The sequence below is a fragment of the Roseateles sp. genome, assembly GCF_019237615.1.
In the GTDB taxonomy this organism is placed as follows: domain Bacteria; phylum Pseudomonadota; class Gammaproteobacteria; order Burkholderiales; family Burkholderiaceae_C; genus Pelomonas.
In genome coordinates this window covers 80,228-97,101 of sequence record NZ_JAFAGT010000096.1, presented here as the reverse complement: position 1 = coordinate 97,101, position 16,874 = coordinate 80,228, and the positions used below count along the sequence as shown (strand labels likewise).

General features: G+C 70.6%; 11 protein-coding genes. 3 read left to right on the top strand and 8 right to left on the bottom strand.

The window, feature by feature from the left end; translation table 11 throughout:
• Positions 1-15 precede the first annotated feature (15 nt).
• The 4 genes from JOY88_RS20725 to JOY88_RS20710 form a co-directional block, all read right to left on the bottom strand.
• Entirely contained in the window at positions 16-2,853 is a 2,838-nt protein-coding gene (locus JOY88_RS20725) for a M16 family metallopeptidase (protein ID WP_293504547.1), read from the bottom strand.
• A gap of 69 nt (positions 2,854-2,922) precedes the next feature.
• The gene (locus JOY88_RS20720; protein WP_293504546.1) at positions 2,923-3,906 is read right to left on the bottom strand and encodes an AEC family transporter; all 984 of its coding nucleotides are present in this window, start codon (positions 3,904-3,906) and stop codon (positions 2,923-2,925) included.
• Positions 3,907-3,991: 85 nt separating this feature from the next.
• Entirely contained in the window at positions 3,992-5,860 is a 1,869-nt protein-coding gene (locus JOY88_RS20715) for an ATP-binding protein (protein ID WP_293504545.1), read from the bottom strand.
• A 58-nt stretch (positions 5,861-5,918) separates the two neighbouring features.
• Positions 5,919-8,510 (bottom strand): DNA topoisomerase III, encoded by a 2,592-nt coding sequence (locus tag JOY88_RS20710; protein WP_293504544.1) that lies wholly within the window; start codon positions 8,508-8,510, stop codon positions 5,919-5,921.
• Positions 8,511-8,630: 120 nt separating this feature from the next.
• Between JOY88_RS20710 and JOY88_RS20705 the strand changes: the two genes are divergently transcribed.
• The 3 genes from JOY88_RS20705 to JOY88_RS20695 are packed head-to-tail and all read left to right on the top strand — an operon-like array spanning position 8,631 to position 10,487.
• A complete protein-coding gene (locus tag JOY88_RS20705; RefSeq protein WP_293504543.1) occupies positions 8,631-9,095 on the top strand; it encodes an SET domain-containing protein in 465 nt (154 codons plus the stop codon).
• A gap of 4 nt (positions 9,096-9,099) precedes the next feature.
• On the top strand, positions 9,100-9,819 hold the full coding sequence (locus JOY88_RS20700) for a biotin--[acetyl-CoA-carboxylase] ligase (RefSeq protein WP_293504542.1): 720 nt from the start codon (positions 9,100-9,102) through the stop codon (positions 9,817-9,819).
• The gene (locus JOY88_RS20695; RefSeq protein WP_293504541.1) at positions 9,819-10,487 is read left to right on the top strand and encodes a hypothetical protein; all 669 of its coding nucleotides are present in this window, start codon (positions 9,819-9,821) and stop codon (positions 10,485-10,487) included. Before JOY88_RS20700 ends, JOY88_RS20695 begins: the two co-directional genes overlap by 1 nt.
• Here JOY88_RS20695 and JOY88_RS20690 read toward each other — a convergent pair.
• The 4 genes from JOY88_RS20690 to tkt form a co-directional block, all read right to left on the bottom strand.
• Positions 10,470-12,524, bottom strand: a complete 2,055-nt coding sequence (locus tag JOY88_RS20690) for a S8 family serine peptidase (protein WP_293504540.1) — start codon at positions 12,522-12,524, stop codon at positions 10,470-10,472. The genes JOY88_RS20695 and JOY88_RS20690 overlap by 18 nt on opposite strands.
• Before the next feature lie 141 nt (positions 12,525-12,665).
• The gene (gap, locus tag JOY88_RS20685) at positions 12,666-13,664 is read right to left on the bottom strand and encodes a type I glyceraldehyde-3-phosphate dehydrogenase (RefSeq protein WP_293504539.1); all 999 of its coding nucleotides are present in this window, start codon (positions 13,662-13,664) and stop codon (positions 12,666-12,668) included.
• Positions 13,665-13,745: 81 nt separating this feature from the next.
• Complete coding sequence (locus JOY88_RS20680) at positions 13,746-14,720, bottom strand: hypothetical protein (RefSeq protein ID WP_293504538.1); 975 nt, start codon at positions 14,718-14,720, stop codon at positions 13,746-13,748.
• A 50-nt stretch (positions 14,721-14,770) separates the two neighbouring features.
• Positions 14,771-16,828: a transketolase gene (tkt, locus tag JOY88_RS20675; RefSeq protein ID WP_524539242.1), complete on the bottom strand. Its 2,058-nt coding sequence runs from the start codon at positions 16,826-16,828 to the stop codon at positions 14,771-14,773.
• Positions 16,829-16,874: the final 46 nt, after the last annotated feature.

Genomic DNA, 16,874 nt, shown 5'->3' with positions numbered 1-16,874 from the left:
CGCAATCGGGCCGTGTCAGGGTTGGGGGGGCCGCTCGGCCCGTCCCTCCGCGTCGAGCAGCAGGGCCTTGCGGCCCATGGCTTCGAGCTGCGGCAGCACCTTGGCCTTGTCACCCACGGCGACGACGATGAGCTGGTCCGGATCGAGGTGGTCGCGCGCGGCCTTCAGCGCCGTGGCCGCGGTGACGGCGGCCAGCTGGCCCGGCTCCTCGGTGATGGCGGCCAGCGGGCGGCCCACCGCCCAGTTGGCGGCATAGGCGCCGACGACCGCCTGGTTGGTGTCGAAGGAACCCGGCAGCGACAGCAGGCGCGCGTTGCGCACCCGTGTCAGCTCGGCCGCACCCATGGGCCTGGCGCGCATGCCGGCTATCTCCTTCCACATGTCCACCAGCGCCGCGCCGGTCACGTCGGTGCGCACGCTGCCGCGGATGCCGAACTGGCCGCGCTCGCGGCCCATCGCATAGCCCGAGAAGATGCCGTAGGTGTAGCCCTTGACCTCGCGCAGCTGGTTGTTGATGCGCGACGTGAACAGGCCGCCCAGGGCCGCGTTCATGATCTCGACGGGCGCCCAGTCCGGCGTGGCCGCGAAGGGCCCGGGCGCGACGACGGCCAGCGCCGTCTGCGGCGCGCCGGGCTTGTCGACGACCAGGGTGCGCGCGGCCACGGGCCTGGCCGCGGGCAGGGGCGTGGCGGGCGCGGCCTCGCCGCCGGGCTTCCAGGCGCCGAACAGCGGCTCGACGAGGGCGCGCAGCTCGGCCTCGCTCAGGTCGCCGGCGACGACCAGGGCCGCGCGCTCGGGGCGGTAATGGCCCTGCCAGAAGCCGCGCAGCGCGGCCGCGTCGACGGCCTGGATGCTGGCCTCGGTGCCCAGCGCGTTGGCGGCCAGCGGATGGCCCTCTCCATAGACGGCGCGGTTGCCGATGGCATTGGCCAGCAGCGCCGGCTGCTCGCGCGCCTGCACCAGCGCGGCCAGGCGCTGGGCCTTCTGGCGCTCGATCTCGGGCGCGGCGAAGGCCGGGTTGAGCACCAGGTCCGCCAGCAGGGCCAGGCCCTCCGTCGCGCTGGCCTTCAGCCCGGAGAACTCGACACGCGCTTCCTCGGCGCCGGCCTGGGTCGTCAGCGTCGCGCCCAGCGCCGCGAGGCGCTCGGCGATCTGCTGGGCGCTGCGCGTCGCCGTGCCCTCGGGCAGCATGGCCGCCGTGAAGCCGGCCAGGCCCGGCCGGTCCGCCGGGTTGGCCCCCTGGCCGGCGCGCAGCACCAGGCTGGCGCTGACCAGCGGCAGGCCCGGCTTGGGCGAATGGATGACGGTCAGCCCGTTGGCCAGCGTGAAGCTCTGCGCGGCCGGCAGCACCAGCGGCTTGGGGCTCGCGGCGGCGGGCGGCTTGTCGCGCCAGGACTCGGTGGCGTTGAGCGACTCGCGCTCGCCCTTGGCGGCCCGGGCGGGCACGGGCGGCGTGGGCACCTCGGGCGGCAGCACCTGCTCGCCGGGCCGGGCCTGCACGACGACGCGGCGGTCCTTCTGCAGCCACTGCGCCACCGTGGCGCTGACGGCGGCCGGCGCCATCGTGCGGTAGCGCGCCAGGTCCTGGCCGACGAAGCCGGGGTCGCCGGCCATCTGGTTGTAGTGGTTGACGAGGTCGGCCAGCGTCGTCACCTTCTCCATGCGCTGCAGCAGCTGGGTCTCGATGGTGGCGCGGGCCTGGGCGAGCTCGGCGGCGCTGGGCGGCGTCGCCGCGAGCCTGGCGACCTCGGCGTCGACGAGCTTCTCGATCTCGTCCAGCGACGCGCCCGGGCGGGCGACGATCTCGATGCCGAACACCGAGCTCAGCGACTGCGAGTCCTGCGACACCTGCACGCTCTGCGCGAGCTGCTTGTCGCGCACCAGCAGGCCGTAGAGCCGGCTGGCCTTGCCGCCGCCCAGCACATGGGCGGCGATGTCCAGCTCGGCATCGCCCGGCGCGAACATGGCCGGCGTGTGCCAGGCCAGGTTGAGGCGGCTCAGCTCGATGCGGTCGGTGACGACGAGGCGGCGCTCCTGCCTGATCTCGGGCATCGCGACATGGACCTCGGGCGGCTTGGGGCCGGCCTTGAGCGTGCCGAAGTACTTCTGCACCAGCGCGCGCGCCTGCCTGGGGTCGAAGTCGCCGGCCAGCACCAGCGTCGCGTTGTTGGGCCTGTAGTAGGTGCGGGCGAAGGCCTTCACGTCCTTGAGCCGGATGCCCTGGATGTCGGCATGCGAGCCGATGACGGCAGCGCGATAGGGGTGGCCCTCGGGGTACAGCGCCTGGTACAGCGCCTCCTCGACGATGCCGTACGGCCGGTTCTCGAAGCTCTGGCGACGCTCGTTGCGCACCACGTCCTGCTGGTTGGCCAGCGCGACGGAATCGACCTCGTCGATCATCCAGCCCAGCATGTCCGCCTTCAGCCACAGGCCCAGCGCCAGCTGGTTGGACGGCAGCGTGAAGAAGTAGTTGGTGCGGTCGAAGTTGGTCGATCCGTTGCTGTCCGTGCCGCCGGCCGCGTCGACGAACTTGTCGAACTCGCCGCGCGGCACATGCCGGCTGCCCGCGAACATCAGGTGCTCGAACAGGTGGGCGAAGCCCGTCTGGCCCTTGGCCTCGTTGCGCGGGCCGGCATGCACCCACAGGTTGAAGGCCACCAGCGGCAGGCGGTGGTCCTCGACGAGGATGACCTCGAAGCCGTTGGCCAGCGTGAACTTCTCGTGGCGCACGGCGAGCCGGCCGGCCTCGGCGCTGACGGCGCCGAGCGGGGCAGCCGCCGCGGGCAGGGTGGCCGAGAGCGCACCGGCCAGGGCCAGCAGCGCGACGAGACGGCGGGGGGCGGGAGCATTCATGCTTGGCAATCCTCCAGGGGCGGGACGGTGATTGGGCGACTCACGGGGACGGCGCAGAAGTGCCGGGAGTCACCACGGAGAAACCCAGGCCAGCAGCGCCAGCCACAGCGGTGCCGTGGCGACGTAGAGCACGGTGGACAGCACGGTGGCGGCCGTGACCTCGGCCTCCAGCGTGCGGTAGCGCTGCGCGAAGATCAGCGCGTTGGAGCCGGTCGGCAGCGCCGCCAGCATGACGATGACGGCCAGCGGCAGGCCCTGCAATCCCAAGGCCCAATGCGCGATGCCGAAGACGACGGCCGGGATCAGCAGCAGCTTGGCCGACACCAGGCCGGACAGGCCGCGCCAGGACCTGGGCCAGCCGTAATAGGCCAGCGACATGCCGATCAGCGTCAGGCACAGCGGCACGACGGCGGTGCCGAGGTTCTGCAGCACCTCGTCGAACACCGCGGGCAGGGCCCAGCCGGTCGCGTTCCAGCCCAGGCCGGCCAGCACCGGCAGCACGACGGGATGGATGACGGTGTTGCGCACCGTCTGCCGCAGCGTCGCGCGGAAGCTGCGCGAGCGGCGTTCGCGGGCCACGTCCAGCTCGACGAGGCTGGTCAGCAGGGTCAGGATGGTCAGCGAATGCAGGCTGACGACGGCGATGTGGATGGCCAGGCCCCGCTCGCCGAACACGCCGGCCGCCACCGGCACGCCCACCTGCAGCGTGTTGCCGAAGCCGGCCGTGATGGCCTTGACGCTGGGCGCCGTCACGGCCTCGCCGGGCTTGCGGCGCCAGCGCTCGAACCCGTAGATCAGCGTGACGACGGTCAGCACGGGCACGAAGAAGGCGAACAGGAAGGCCCAGGGCAGCGTCGTCGTGTCCAGCCGCGCCGTGGTGCGGAACAGCAGGGCCGGCACGAAGATGTAGAAGGCCGCATTGGCCAGAACCCGGGCCGGATCGCTGTCGCTGCCCGCTTCGCCGCCGCCCAGCCATCGCATGCGGCCGACGATCCAGCCTATGGCCACGGCCACCAGGATGGCCAGCAGCTTGAACGCGATCGCCCAGGTCATGGCGTTCCTCGCCCGGTCCCGCGCCGCCGACCGCGGGCCGGCCTGGGAGCGGCCCGGCGCCCGGCCCGAAATGCATCAGGGAACATCACGCCATCGGCAGCCGGAGCTCGAAACTGAAGCTGCTGCCCTGCCCCGCCGCGCTCTGCACGAGGATCTGGCTGCCCATCAGGCGCACGAGCTGCTGGCTGATGGACAGGCCCAGGCCCGTGCCGCCCAGGTGGCGCGACGCGTCGGACACCTGCTCGAAGGCCTGGAACAGCCGGGCCTGCTGGGCCGGCGTCATGCCGATGCCGGTATCGGCCACCGAGAGCAACAGGCGCACCTGCGTGCGCTGCTGCTCGACGACGTGGGCCGAGAGCTGGACGCGGCCGCTGTCGGTGAACTTGACGGCGTTGGACAGCAGGTTGAGCAGCACCTGGCGCAGGCGCTGGCCGTCCACCATGACGAGATGGGGCAGATCGGCGTCGACGTCCAGGCCGAAGGCGAGGTGCTTCTGCTCGGCGCGCAGGCGCACGCTGTCGCTGGCCATGTCCAGCAGCGCGCGCAGGTCCACGGCCGTGGGCTTGAGGCTGACCTTGCCGGCCTCGATGCTGGCCATGTCCAGCACGTCGTTGATGAGCTCCAGCAGATGCAGGCCGGAGTCGCGCATCAGCTGCAGCTTGGCCTGCTGGCCCGCGGGGATGGCGGCGTCCATCTGCATCAGCTGCGTGAAGCCGAGGATGGCGTTCAGCGGCGTGCGGAACTCGTGGCTCATCGTCGCCAGGAAGCGTCCCTTGGCCTGGTTGGCGGCCTCGGCGCGCAGCTTGGCCTCGCTGAGCTCGGCGGTGCGCTCGTTGACGAGTTCCTCCAGGTGGTCGCGGTGGCGGGTCAGCTCGGCCTCGGCCTGGCGGCGCCGCGAGATGTCGCTGACCATGCCCTCGATGCGGCGCTGGCCACCGCCGCCATCGGCCTCGACCCAGTGCGCGCTCAGCTCCACCCACAGCGGCTGGCCGTCCGCCCCGCGCAGCTGCAGCTGGGCCTGCTGGATCCTGCCCTGCCCGTTCATGATGGCGGCCACGCGGTGCATCTCGTCGCGGGCGATGCCGCTCAGCTCGCGCAGCCGCCGGCCGACGGGGCTTTGCGCGCCCAGGCCCAGCATGCGCGTCAGCGCGCGGTTCATGCCGAGCACGCGGCTCTGGGCATCGGCCTGGAAGATGCCTTCGGTGGCGTTCTCGAACAGGCTGCGGTAGCGCGCCTCGCTGGCGCGCAGGCCCTCGGAGCTGAGCTGCACCTGGTCGGCGGCGCTGCGCAGCTTCAGGCTCATCGCGTTGAAGCGCATCGTCAGCTCGCCGATCTCGTCGGCGCGCTCGACGGTCTCCTGCGCGCCGAGGTCGCCCTTGGCGACGCGCTGGGCCAGCGCACCCAGCCTCAGCACGGGCCGGCGCACCAGCCAATGCGCGAGCAGCGAGCTGGCGGCGACGATGCCGACGACGACGACCGCCAGCAGCTCGACGACGAAGAGCCGCGTGCGACGGACCTGCTCGTCGACCAGCTCGCGCGTGAAGACGAGGACGGCCGACGCGACCCGGGTGCCGGCCGCGTCGGTGGCGGGCTGGTAGGTGATCGGGAATTCGCGCCGCAGCGGCCCGCCGGCCGGCAGCTCGGCGCCGCGCCTGGCCAGGCCGCCACGCAGGCCCAGGCCCTTGAGCTCGATGGCCTGCACCTCGGGGTCGGCCATGACGGCGTCGAGCAGGTTCTCGATGGCGACATGGTCGAGGTTCCAGATCGGGCCGGCGAAGCCCCGCTCGATGAGGCCGGCCATGCGCGTCTCGCGCTGGTTCAGCCCGGCCATCAGCTCGGCCTCCTCATGCGTCGTCCAGTACCAGCCGACCGCCAGCACCAGCAGGCTTGCGACCAGCGCAATGCCTGCCGTCAGGCGCGTCTGTATGCCGACGCTGATCGGTGTCAACGCCATTCCCCGCCCTCCCCCTTCGGCCCGTTCAGGCCCATGCGGCGAGCATAAGGCCGCCCCGTCAGGTCTTGGCGGCCGTCTTCTTCGCCGCCGCCTTCTTGGCCGGCGCCGCCTTGGCCGCGCGCGGCTCGAACTCGAAGACGACCTTGCCTTCCTTCTTGTCATAGGCCAGGAAGGCCTTGAACTTGCGCCGCGTCTTGTTGGAGACGAAGTTCTCCAGCAGGTCGGTCTTGCCGTCGGCCAGCAGCTTCGTTGCCTGGGCCGGCTCGATGGGCTGGGTCAGGATGACCTTGCCGGTCTTGAAGTCGCAGGTCACGTGCGCACCCACCGAGTGCTCGCAGACGTAGTTGCTGCCATGCTCGAAGACCCGGCCCTGGCACTTGGGGCAGGCGCCCAGCGAGGCCTGGGCCGAGAAGTCCACCGGCTCGCCGTCGTTCTCGGCCTTCTTGGCGTCCTCGCCGAAGTCGAACTCCAGCTTCCAGTTGGCGATCTCGTCGTCGTAGACCAGCGCCAGCTCGGCCGTGAACGGCCAGCCGGCCTTGGAGCGGAAGCCTTCCAGCGGGCCTATCTTCTTGGTCGCCAGGAACTGCTCAACCTCGTGGAGCTCGAAGCTGCGGCCGCCCGGGATCTTGCCGATGGAGAAGCCGCAGGCGTCCTCGCCCGTGCCGCTCTTTCCCGTGCAGGTGAAGCGGCGGTAGTTCTCCTTCACGATGCCGCCGCACTTGGGGCAGGGAGCTTGCAGGGTCGCGTAGTCGCCGGGGATGGTGTCGCGGTCGTAGCCCTTGGCCTTGGCAACCATCTTCTCGGTCATGGCCGCGATCTCGGCCATGAACTGCTCGCGCTTGAGGCGGCCCTTCTCCATCTCGGCGAGCTTGAACTCCCAGTCGCCGGTCAGCTCGGGCTTGGTGAGGTCCTCCACGTCCAGGCCGCGCAGCAGCGTCATCAGCTGGAAGGCCTTGGCGGTCGGGATCAGCTCGCGGCCCTCGCGCAGCATGTACTTCTCGGTGATCAGGCCTTCGATGGTGGCCGCCCGCGTGGCCGGCGTGCCCAGGCCCTTCTCGGCCATGGCCTCGCGCAGCCCGTCGTCGTCGATGAGCTTGCCGGCGCCTTCCATCGCCGACAGCAGCGTCGCTTCCGTGTAGCGCGCCGGCGGCTTGGTCTGCAGCGCCTTCACGTCGACGCTCTCGGTGCGCACCACCTCGCCCGGCTGCACCGGCACGAGGTTGGCGTCCTCGTCGTCCACGTCCTTGCCGTAGACGGCCAGCCAGCCCGGCTTCACCAGCACCTTGCCGTTGGTCTGGAAATGGTGCTTGTCCAGCACCCTGGAGATGCGCGTCGTGACCAGGAACTCGGCCGGCGGGTAGAACACCGCCAGGAAGCGCTTGACGACCATGTCGTACAGCTTGGCCTCCACCTCGGTCAGCGCCTTGGGCGCCTGCAGCGTCGGGATGATGGCGAAGTGGTCCGACACCTTGGCGTTGTCGAACACCTTCTTGGTGGGCTTGATGTAGCCCTCCTTCAGCGACTTGGCGGCATGCTGCGACAGCGCGGCCAGGGGGCCGGGCAGGTCCTCGGTCGCCAGCATCTTGGCCGTGTCCTTGGCCACGGCCAGGTAGTCCTCGGGCAGGAAGCGCGAGTCCGTCCGCGGGTAGGTCAGCACCTTGTGCTTCTCGTACAGCGCCTGCGCGATGGCCAGCGTCGTCTTGGCCGAGAAGCCGAAGCGCGAGTTGGCCTCGCGCTGCAGCGTGGTCAGGTCGTACAACGCGCCGCAGCTGGTCGTGCTGGGCTTGCTCTCCTCGGTCACCGTGGCGGGCTGGCCCAGCACGGCCTTGGCGATCTCGTCGGCCTCGGCCTGCGTCCAGAGGCGATCCGCGCGGCGCTCGGCGTCGTCGTTCTTCTTCCACGCGGGGTCGAACCACTTGCCCTCGTACTGGCCGGCCTGGGCGTCGAAGCTGGCACGCAGCTCCCAGTAATCGCGGGCGACGTGCTTGCGGATCTTCTCCTCGCGCTCGACGACGACCGACAGCGTGGGCGTCTGCACCCGGCCCACCGTGGTCAGGAAGAAGCCGCCGTCGCGCGAGTTGAAGGCCGTCATCGCGCGCGTGCCGTTGATGCCCACCAACCAGTCGGCCTCGGAGCGGCAGCGCGCGGCGTCGGCCAGCGGCAGCATCTGCTCGTCGCTGCGCAGCTTCTCGAAACCCTCGCGGATGGCCGCCGGCGTCATGGACTGCAGCCACAGCCGCTGGATGGGCTTGTTCAGCCGGCCCTTGGCCGGCTGAGCGTATTGCTCGATGAGGCGGAAGATCAGCTCGCCCTCGCGGCCCGCGTCGCAGGCGTTGATCAGCGCCGTCACGTCCTTGCGGCGGATCAGCTTGGACAGCGCGTTCAGCCGGCCCTTGTTCTTGTCGATGGGGTTGAGGTCGAAGTGCGGCGGGATGACGGGCAGGTTGGCGAAGCTCCACTTGCCGCGCTTGACGTCGTACTCCTCCGGCGCAGCAATCTCCACCAGGTGGCCCACCGCCGAGCTGACGACGTACTGCTCGTTCTCGAAGTGATCGTCGTGCTTGTCGAACTTGCCGGCCACGGGCGTCAGTGCGCGGACGATGTCCTGCGCGACGGAGGGCTTCTCGGCAATGATCAGGGTCTTGCTCATCAGGTCGTTTCTCTTCGGTCTTCCCTCGGCAGGGGACTTCGAATCCCCTGCCTACAATCCGGGCCTCGCGCGCACGCTCACGCACGCGCGCACCCATGAAATCACCGTACCACAGCGCCGATGACGCCTAAAACCCCACGCCGCAAGATCGAAGTCCGCGACTCCGGCGTGCACGGCCGCGGGGTCTATGCCGCGGCGCCCATCCGCGCGGGCGCCAAGATCATCGAGTACACCGGCGAGCGCATCACCTGGGACGAGGCCGTCGAGCGCCATCCGCACGACCCGAGCCAGCCCAACCACACCTTCTACTTCCACCTCGACGGCGGCCTGGTCATCGATGCGCTGTACGGGGGCAACGATGCACGTTGGATCAACCACGCCTGCGAGCCCAACTGCGAGGCCGACGAGGTCGACGGCCGCGTCTTCATCAAGGCGCTGCGCGACCTGACGCCCGGCGAGGAGCTGTTCTACGACTACGGCCTGGTGCTGGACGAGCGCCACACGGCCAAGGTCAAGAAGCAGTTCGCCTGCTGGTGCGGCGCTGCCACCTGCCGCGGCACCATGCTCGCGCCAAAGAGGCGCTGAGGCGATGCAGCGGCGCCACCTCGCCGAATGCGGCTCGACCAACACCGAGGCGCTGGCCCATCTGCGCGAGGGCGGCGGGCCGCTTTTGCTGTCGGCGAGTCGCCAGACCGCCGGCCGCGGCCGCCTGGGCCGGGCCTGGCAGTCGGATGACGCGGCGCTGACGTTCTCCGTCGCGCTGCCGCTGCCGGCCGCGCTGGATCTGTCGGGCCTGTCCCTCGCGGTGGGCTGCACCGTCGCCGACACGCTGGACCCGGCGGGCGAACGCATCCAGCTGAAGTGGCCCAACGACCTCTTCCTGGACGGCGCCAAGCTCGGCGGCATCCTCATCGAGACCGTGGCGCTGCCGCACGAGCGGCGCGGCGTCGTCATCGGCATCGGCCTGAACCTGCGGCCACTGCCCGCCGAAGCCGACCGCAGCGCCTTCCGAAGCGGCCATGCGGCCCTGCAGACGCTGGACCCCGCCGCTGACGCCACGACCACGCTGGACCGGCTGGCGCCCGCGCTGCGCGGCATGCTCGCGGATTTCGAGACCCTGGGCTTCGCGCCCTGGCAGGCCGCCTTCGCGCGGCGCGACCTGGCCGCCAACCGCCGCGTGCGCGTCGGCGAACAGCTTGGCACGGCGCGCGGCGTGTCGGTGCGCGGCGAGCTGCTGCTGGAAACCGCCGCCGGCCTCGTGCCCTGCAGCGGCGGCGAGCTGGGCCTCAGACTGGAGACCTCCTCGTGATGCGCATCGTCGTGGTCGTGCTGCTGGCGGCGAACGCCCTCTTCTTCGCCTGGTCGCGCGGCTGGCTGGACACCGTGACCGGCCTGCCCGCCGAAGGCGGCCGCGAGCCGCAGCGCCTGGCGGCCCAGGTGCACCCGGAGCGCATCCAGCCGCTGGCCGCCAGCGCCGCCGCGGCCCTGGCCCAGCGCAGCTGCCTGGAGCTCGGCCCGCTGGACGGCGACGCGCCGCTGGCCGCCGCCCAGGCCGCGCTGAAGGCCGCCGGCGCCGAGGCCCAGGTGCACAGCAGCGAGCTGCCGGGCGTGTGGGTCGTCGCGACCATCAAGCTCGCCGACCCCGAGTTCCGTGCCCGCAAGGAGGCGACTTACAGGCAACTGCGCCTGGCCTTCGAGCCGCTGGAGGGCCTGCCCGCCGAGCAGCCCGCCTTCGTGCTGAGCCGGCATGCCGGCGAGGCCGAGGCGACGGCCGCCGTCGCCGCCCTGGACAGGCGCGGCCTCAAGGGCCTGCGCGTGCTGGCGCTGAAGGCGCCGCTGCGCCGCCACAGCCTCGTCATCGCCCAGGCCGACGGCCTGCTGGCGGACCGGCTCAGGGCGAGCAAGGACGCGGCGCTGGCCGCCGGCTTCAAGGCCTGCGGCGCGGCTCCGGCCGCGTCCTCAGCCGCGCCGGGCTGAGCGCCGCAGCGCCAGCGCCGCCAGCAGCAGCCCGGCCAGCCAGAGCGCGCTGGCCGCGCCACCGCCGCCACCACCGCTGGGCGTCGGCTGGGCCACAGGCGCCGCCGCGACGCTGACCGTCGCGGTCTGGCTGTAGACGAGGCCGACGTTGTCCGTCACGTCGGCGCGCACCGTGAACGTGCCGGCCGCCGTCGGCACGATGGTGGCCGTCGACGAGGCCGCGCCCGACACGAAGGCGCTGACGATGCCACCGCCGTTGTCGATGATGGTCCAGGCCGTCGAGCCGACGCTGCGCCCGCTGACCAGGCCGCTGGCGGCTGCTGTCAGCGTCAGCGTCTGGCCGGCAGTCAGCCCGCTGGCCGGCGACTGCGTCACGGTGACCATCGCGCCGTTCAGCGCCTGCGCCGCCGACACGGCCGCGGCGGCGTCCACCATGCCGGCGCCGCAGGTGCTGGTGGTGCAGTAGCACTCGTCCTGCACGGTGGACTTGGGTGCCACGCACTGGGCGATGCCGGCCGTCCCGCCCGCGGTCGGGAAGGCGCGCGCCGTCAGCTTGAGGAGTTGCGTCGCCTCGTTCGGCGTCAGCGTCGGCCGCACCGAGGCCATCAGGCCGACGATGCCGCTGACGATGGGCGCCGAGAAGCTGGTGCCGACCGAGCCGTTGCTGCCCGTGTAGGCGTTGTCGGCCGCGACCGGCGTCGTCGTTCCGCTGTTGGTCGTGCTGACCATCGGGTAGAGGCAGGGCTGGCCGATGCCGGTGTTGACGCAGTTGCCGCCTGGCGCCGCGACGGTCACCTCCGGCCCGAGGCTGGCGAAGCCGACCTTGGTGCCGACATGGCGCAGCGCCGTCACCGCGACGACGCCCGGGCAGTTGCCCGGCAGGCCGACGGCCAGGCCCTCGGAGTTGCCGGCCGCGACGACGACGGTGGCGCCGGCCGCGTTGACCTGGCCGATCGCCTGGCGGTACAGGGAGCCCGTCGGGTCGGTCGACGCGCAGCTGCCGCTGCCGCCCAGGCTGAGGTTGAGCACCTTGGCCTTGTTCGTATTGGCCGGCACGCCGGGCAGTGCGACACCGACGGCCCATTTCATCGCGGCGATGATGTCGCTGTCGTAGCCACCGCACTTGCCGAGCACGCGGATGGGCAGCAGCTTCAGCCCCCAGCCGACGCCGGCCATGCCCAGGCCGTTGTTGCTGGCCGCCGCGATCAGGCCCGACACGCGCGTGCCGTGCCAGGAGCTGTTGGCGACGTCGGCCGACGTGCAGCCGCTGCCCAGCGCGCCGCTGTCGACGTCGGCCTGCGAGACCCAGTCGCCGTAGTCCAGCGCCTGCGTCAGGTCGGCGCCGGCCGGCCGGTTCGCGATGGCCGCGGCTATGGCGCTGCCGGGCGCGTTGTAGCCGATGAAGTCGTAGCCGCCGACGAACCGGCCGGCCAGGTCGGGGTGGTCGCGGCGCACGCCGGTGTCGATGACGGCGACGACCGTGCCGGCCGAGCCGGTCGTCACGTCCCAGGCCGCCGGCGCATTGACGCTGGACACGACGGCCGGGTTGGTGGCGCTGCCCGGCGCCTTCAGATACCACTGGTCGATGACGCGCGCCGCGCTGCCGTCGGGATTGGTGGTCTGCGGGTTGACGGTCGCGCCACCGAACAGCGGGTCGTTGGGCAGCAGCAGCGCCTTGCGGCGGCCGTCCACCGCGACGAACTCAACCTCGGGGTCGGCCGCCAGCCGCTTCGCGAGCTGCTCGCCGTTCAGGCCGCGCGCCGTGACCACATGGGTGCGCTCGTCCAGGCTCAGGCCCGCGGCCAGCGCCTGGCCCGTGCGCAGGCCCAGCGCCGTCGCGCGCGTCTGCGCGATGTCCTGGGCCTCGGCCCGCGTGGCCTGCAGCGCCATGGCCTTGGCGCGCACGCTCTCGGCCTGCGGCTTGAAGCGCACGATGACGCGGGCCTCGCCGTCCGGGCTCGGGTTGGTCTGGGCCATCCCCGCCGGCGCCACCAAGGCGGCCAGGGTGACGATCAGCAGCGGGCGCAGGAACTTCATGGCGGCGAGCTATTGCGATGCGGGGACAGCCAGTTTAGGTGCGCCCCCCGCGGCCATTGGCAAACAAATGTGCGGCGCAAGAAAGCAGCAAGGCCGGTCGACCTCGCGGTCGACCGGCCTTGCGCGGCGGGGTCAGGTGGCTCAGCCGTTGACCACGCGCACCATTTCCAGGCACTTGTTCGAGTAGCCCCACTCGTTGTCGTACCAGGACACCAACTTGATGAAGGTGCCGTCCAGCGCGATGCCGGCGTCGGCGTCGAAGATGGAGGTGCGGGCGTCGCCGCGGAAGTCGGTGGCCACCACCTTGTCTTCCGTGTAGCCCAGCACGCCCTTCAGCGCGCCCTGGCTCTGGGCCTTCATCTCGGCGCAGATCTCTTCATAGGTCGCGTCCTTGACCAGCTCGACGGTCAGGTCGACGACCGACACGTCGCTGGTGGGCACGCGGAAGCTCATGCCCGTCAGCTTCTTGTTCAGCTCGGGAATGACCTTGCCGACGGCCTTGGCAGCGCCGGTGCTGCTGGGAATGATGTTCTCAAGGATGCCGCGGCCGCCGCGCCAGTCCTTGTTGCTGGGGCCGTCGACGGTCTTCTGCGTGGCGGTGGCGGCGTGCACGGTGGTCATCAGTCCGCGCTTGATGCCCCACTTGTCGTTCAGCACCTTGGCCAGCGGCGCCAGGCAGTTGGTCGTGCACGAGGCGTTGGAGATGATGGCCTCGCCGGCGTACTTGGCGTGGTTCACACCGAACACGAACATCGGCGTCTCGTCCTTGGAGGGAGCCGAGAAGATGACCTTCTTCGCGCCCGCGGCCAGGTGCTTCTCGCCACCGGCCTTGTCCAGGAAGATGCCCGTCGCCTCGATGACGATGTCGGCACCGACCTCGGCCCACTTCAGTTCGGACGGGTCCTTGATGGCGGTCAGGCGGATCTGCTTGCCGTTGACGACCAGCGTGTTGCCTTCCACGGAGACCTCGCCGTCGAACCTGCCGTGCACGCTGTCGTACTTGAGCATGTAGGCCAGGTAGTCGGGCTCCAGCAGGTCGTTGATCGCGACGACCTCGATGTCCTTGAAGTTGGCGATGGCGGCACGGAACACCATGCGTCCGATGCGGCCGAAGCCGTTGATGCCGATCTTGATGGTCATGGGAGAGTCTCCGGAGGATGAAAAATCTTGGTCGGGCGGGATTCTCGGCGATTCGCGGGGCGGGGTGGTTTCGGACCGATTTCAGCCGGCCTCGCCCTTGAGATCGAGCTGGCCGCAGGGGACGTCCACCAGCAGGCTTTCCCCGATCAGCCGATTCATCATGTCGGGCTGCAGCCCCGAGTGAAGGCCCCGCATCCACTCGACAAGCAGCGCGCGATTGGGGTTGTCGCCCTCTGCCTCCAACACCCGATTGCGTCCCCAGGACTCGTGCAGCGTCCAGCGCAGCGCGAATGGGCATTGCATGGTGTCGAGGTCGAAGAACACCCGGGCGGCGCTGGCGTCCTTCATGTAGCCCAGGAACTCCGACAGCGAGACGCGCTTCTTCTTGAACTGCGCGTAGTGGGTGCCTGCCATGCGCGCCAGGTAGATCGCCTCCTCGCGCAGGGGCCAGTCGCCGGCCTTGCGGCACGGCTGTCCCCATTCCTTGCCGTTCTTGAGCATGGCCTTGACGAAGCTGGCATCGCCGTTGGTGCCCAGGACAACCACCTCGGGCTTTGCAGTCGCATCACCACTGAAGGTCAGCGCCAGCAGCGCGCGATCCAAGACACGAGGCTCTGCGGTGTACCCGAGCTCTTTGGGGTAGGTGAGGCACTTGCGGTCGGCCGTTGCCGGCCCGCTCACCACCTGCAGCGGGCCACCCTGCGGCATGAGGTCTGGCGCGAACTGGAACTCCTGCACGGCGGCCAGCGGCCGGGTCTCCAGGCAGGGCAGGCGGTAGCCGGTCACGTGGGCCAGCACGACATCGCGGATCCCCGCCGAGGCCGTCGAGGCCAGCACCTCGACGACTGGCGGCCGGTCCGCGCGCTCGAACAGGAGGCGCAGCCGTACATAGGCTGGCAGGCCCCTGGCGTCGGGCTGCAGCCCGGCATCTTCGATCTGCAACGCCGGCCCGCCCTTGACCAGGCAGGCCAGCGTCTTGCGCTCGTCCGGCAGTGGCGGCTGCGCCAGCGCCAGCGCGCACAGCGAGCCAGCCAGGGCCACGATGAAACCGCGCATAAAAACTCCCGCTTGTGACGGCGGGAGTCTTGTACCGCAGGTTCTGCGGATTACTTCTTCTTCAGCACCGCCTTCACGGTCGCCGCCACGTTCTCCGGCGTGAAGCCGAAGTGCTTGAACAGCACGCCGGCCGGGGCCGATTCGCCGAACGTGTCGATGCCGACCACAGCATCCACGCCGTACTTCCACCAGAAGTCGCTGACGCCCATCTCGACCGCCACGCGCGGCAGGCCCTTGGGCAGCACGCTCTTCTTGTAGTCCTTGTCCTGGCGGTCGAAGACGCTGGTGCTGGGCATGGAGACCACGCGAACCCTGATGCCTTCCTCGGCCAGCAGCGCCTTGGCGGCCATGGCCAGCTGCACCTCGGAGCCGGTCGCGATGATGACGGCCTTGGCCTTGCCCTTGGCGGGCTCGGCCAGCACATAGGCGCCCTTGGCGATCTCGTCGACGTTGGTCTTGGGCGAGTAGGTCAGGTTCTGGCGGCTCAGCGCCAGCAGGCTGGGGCGCTGCGCATTGCCCAGTGCCAGGGTCCAGGCGACGACGGTCTCGGTCGTGTCGGCCGGGCGCCAGACGTCCAGGCCCGGGATCAGGCGCAGCGAGGCGACATGCTCGATGGACTGGTGCGTCGGGCCGTCCTCGCCCAGGCCGATGGAGTCGTGCGTCATCACGTGGACGACGCGGGTCTTCATCAGCGCGGCCATGCGGATGGCGTTGCGGCTGTAGTCGCTGAAGGTCAGGAAGGTGCCGCCATAGGGGATGAAGCCGCCGTGCAGCGCGATGCCGTTCATGATGGCGGCCATGCCGAACTCGCGCACGCCGTAGTTGATGTGGCGGCCGTCGTTGGGCGTGCCGTCAGCCTCGAAGCGCAGGTTGGGCGTCGAGCTGGTGTTGGTCAGGTTGGAGCCGGTCAGGTCGGCGCTGCCGCCCAGCATCTCGGGCAGGGCCAGCGTGAAGGCCTCCAGCGCGAGCTGGCTGGCCTTGCGGCTGGCGACGGTCTGGGCCTCGGCATGGGCCTTGACGACGGCGTCCACGGCGATCTGCGCGAAGTTGGCGGGCAGCACGCCGGCCATGCGGCGCTGGAACTCGGCAGCCAGCTCGGGGTGTGCCTCTGCATAGGCGTCGAAGCGCTGCTCCCATTCGCCTTCGGCCTTCGCGCCGGCGGCCTTGGCATCCCAGGCGGCATAGACCTCGGCGGGCACCGAGAAGGGCTCGTGCGCCCAGCCCAGCGCCTCGCGGGTCAGTTTGATCTCTTCGGTGCCCAGCGGCTCGCCATGGGCCTTGGCCGTGTTGGCGCGGTTGGGCGAGCCCTTGCCGATGGCCGTCTTGGCGACGATGAGCGTGGGTTTGCTGGTGCTCTTCTTGGCCTTGGTGATGGCCTTGTCGATGGCATCCACGTCGTGGCCGTCCACCGGGCCGATGACGTTCCAGCCATAGGCTTCAAAGCGCTTGGCGGTGTCGTCGCCGAACCAGGGCCCGACCTGGCCGTCGATGGAGATGCCGTTGTCGTCGTAGATGGCGATCAGCTTGTTCAGCTTCCAGGCCGCAGCCAGCGACGCGGCCTCGTGGCTGATGCCCTCCATCAGGCAGCCGTCGCCGAGGAACACATAGGTGTGGTGGTCGACGACGACATGCTGGTCGCGGTTGAAGTCGCGCGCCAGCAGCTTCTCGGCCAGCGCCAGGCCCACGGCGTTGGTCACGCCCTGGCCCAGCGGGCCGGTGGTCGTCTCGACGCCCGGGGTGATGCCCACTTCCGGGCGGCCCGGCGTCTTGCTGTGCAGCTGGCGGAAATGACGCAGCTCCTCGATGGGCAGCTCATAGCCCGTCAGGTGCAGCAGCGCGTAGATCAGCATCGAGCCGTGACCGTTGGACAGCACGAAGCGGTCGCGGTCGGCCCAGTGCGGGTTGGCCGGGTTGTGCTTGAGGTGGCGAGCCCACAGCGCCACGCCGATGTCGGCCATGCCCATGGGGGCGCCCGGGTGGCCCGAGTTGGCCGCCTGCACCGCATCCATCGCGAGAGCGCGGATCGCGTTGGCCATCTGCTGCGAGTTCGAGGTGGGGGAGGCGATCGTTGCAGTCATGGCCGGGGCTTTCCTTGGGCTGTTGGGCAAAGGCGCGGATTTTACGGGGGTGGCTTCACTGGCCTTGATCCAGAGC

Bases quoted from the DNA above. Each gene is read 5' to 3' on its own strand.
- JOY88_RS20680 (WP_293504538.1), bottom strand. From the start codon at position 14,720: ATGCGCGGTTTCATCGTGGCCCTGGCTGGCTCGCTGTGCGCGCTGGCG.
- JOY88_RS20725 (WP_293504547.1), bottom strand. From the start codon at position 2,853: ATGAATGCTCCCGCCCCCCGCCGTCTCGTCGCGCTGCTGGCCCTGGCC.
- JOY88_RS20705 (WP_293504543.1), top strand. From the start codon at position 8,631: ATGACGCCTAAAACCCCACGCCGCAAGATCGAAGTCCGCGACTCCGGC.
- JOY88_RS20710 (WP_293504544.1), bottom strand. From the start codon at position 8,510: ATGAGCAAGACCCTGATCATTGCCGAGAAGCCCTCCGTCGCGCAGGAC.
- JOY88_RS20720 (WP_293504546.1), bottom strand. From the start codon at position 3,906: ATGACCTGGGCGATCGCGTTCAAGCTGCTGGCCATCCTGGTGGCCGTG.
- JOY88_RS20715 (WP_293504545.1), bottom strand. From the start codon at position 5,860: ATGGCGTTGACACCGATCAGCGTCGGCATACAGACGCGCCTGACGGCA.
- gap (WP_293504539.1), bottom strand. From the start codon at position 13,664: ATGACCATCAAGATCGGCATCAACGGCTTCGGCCGCATCGGACGCATG.
- JOY88_RS20700 (WP_293504542.1), top strand. From the start codon at position 9,100: ATGCAGCGGCGCCACCTCGCCGAATGCGGCTCGACCAACACCGAGGCG.
- JOY88_RS20690 (WP_293504540.1), bottom strand. From the start codon at position 12,524: ATGAAGTTCCTGCGCCCGCTGCTGATCGTCACCCTGGCCGCCTTGGTG.
- JOY88_RS20695 (WP_293504541.1), top strand. From the start codon at position 9,819: ATGCGCATCGTCGTGGTCGTGCTGCTGGCGGCGAACGCCCTCTTCTTC.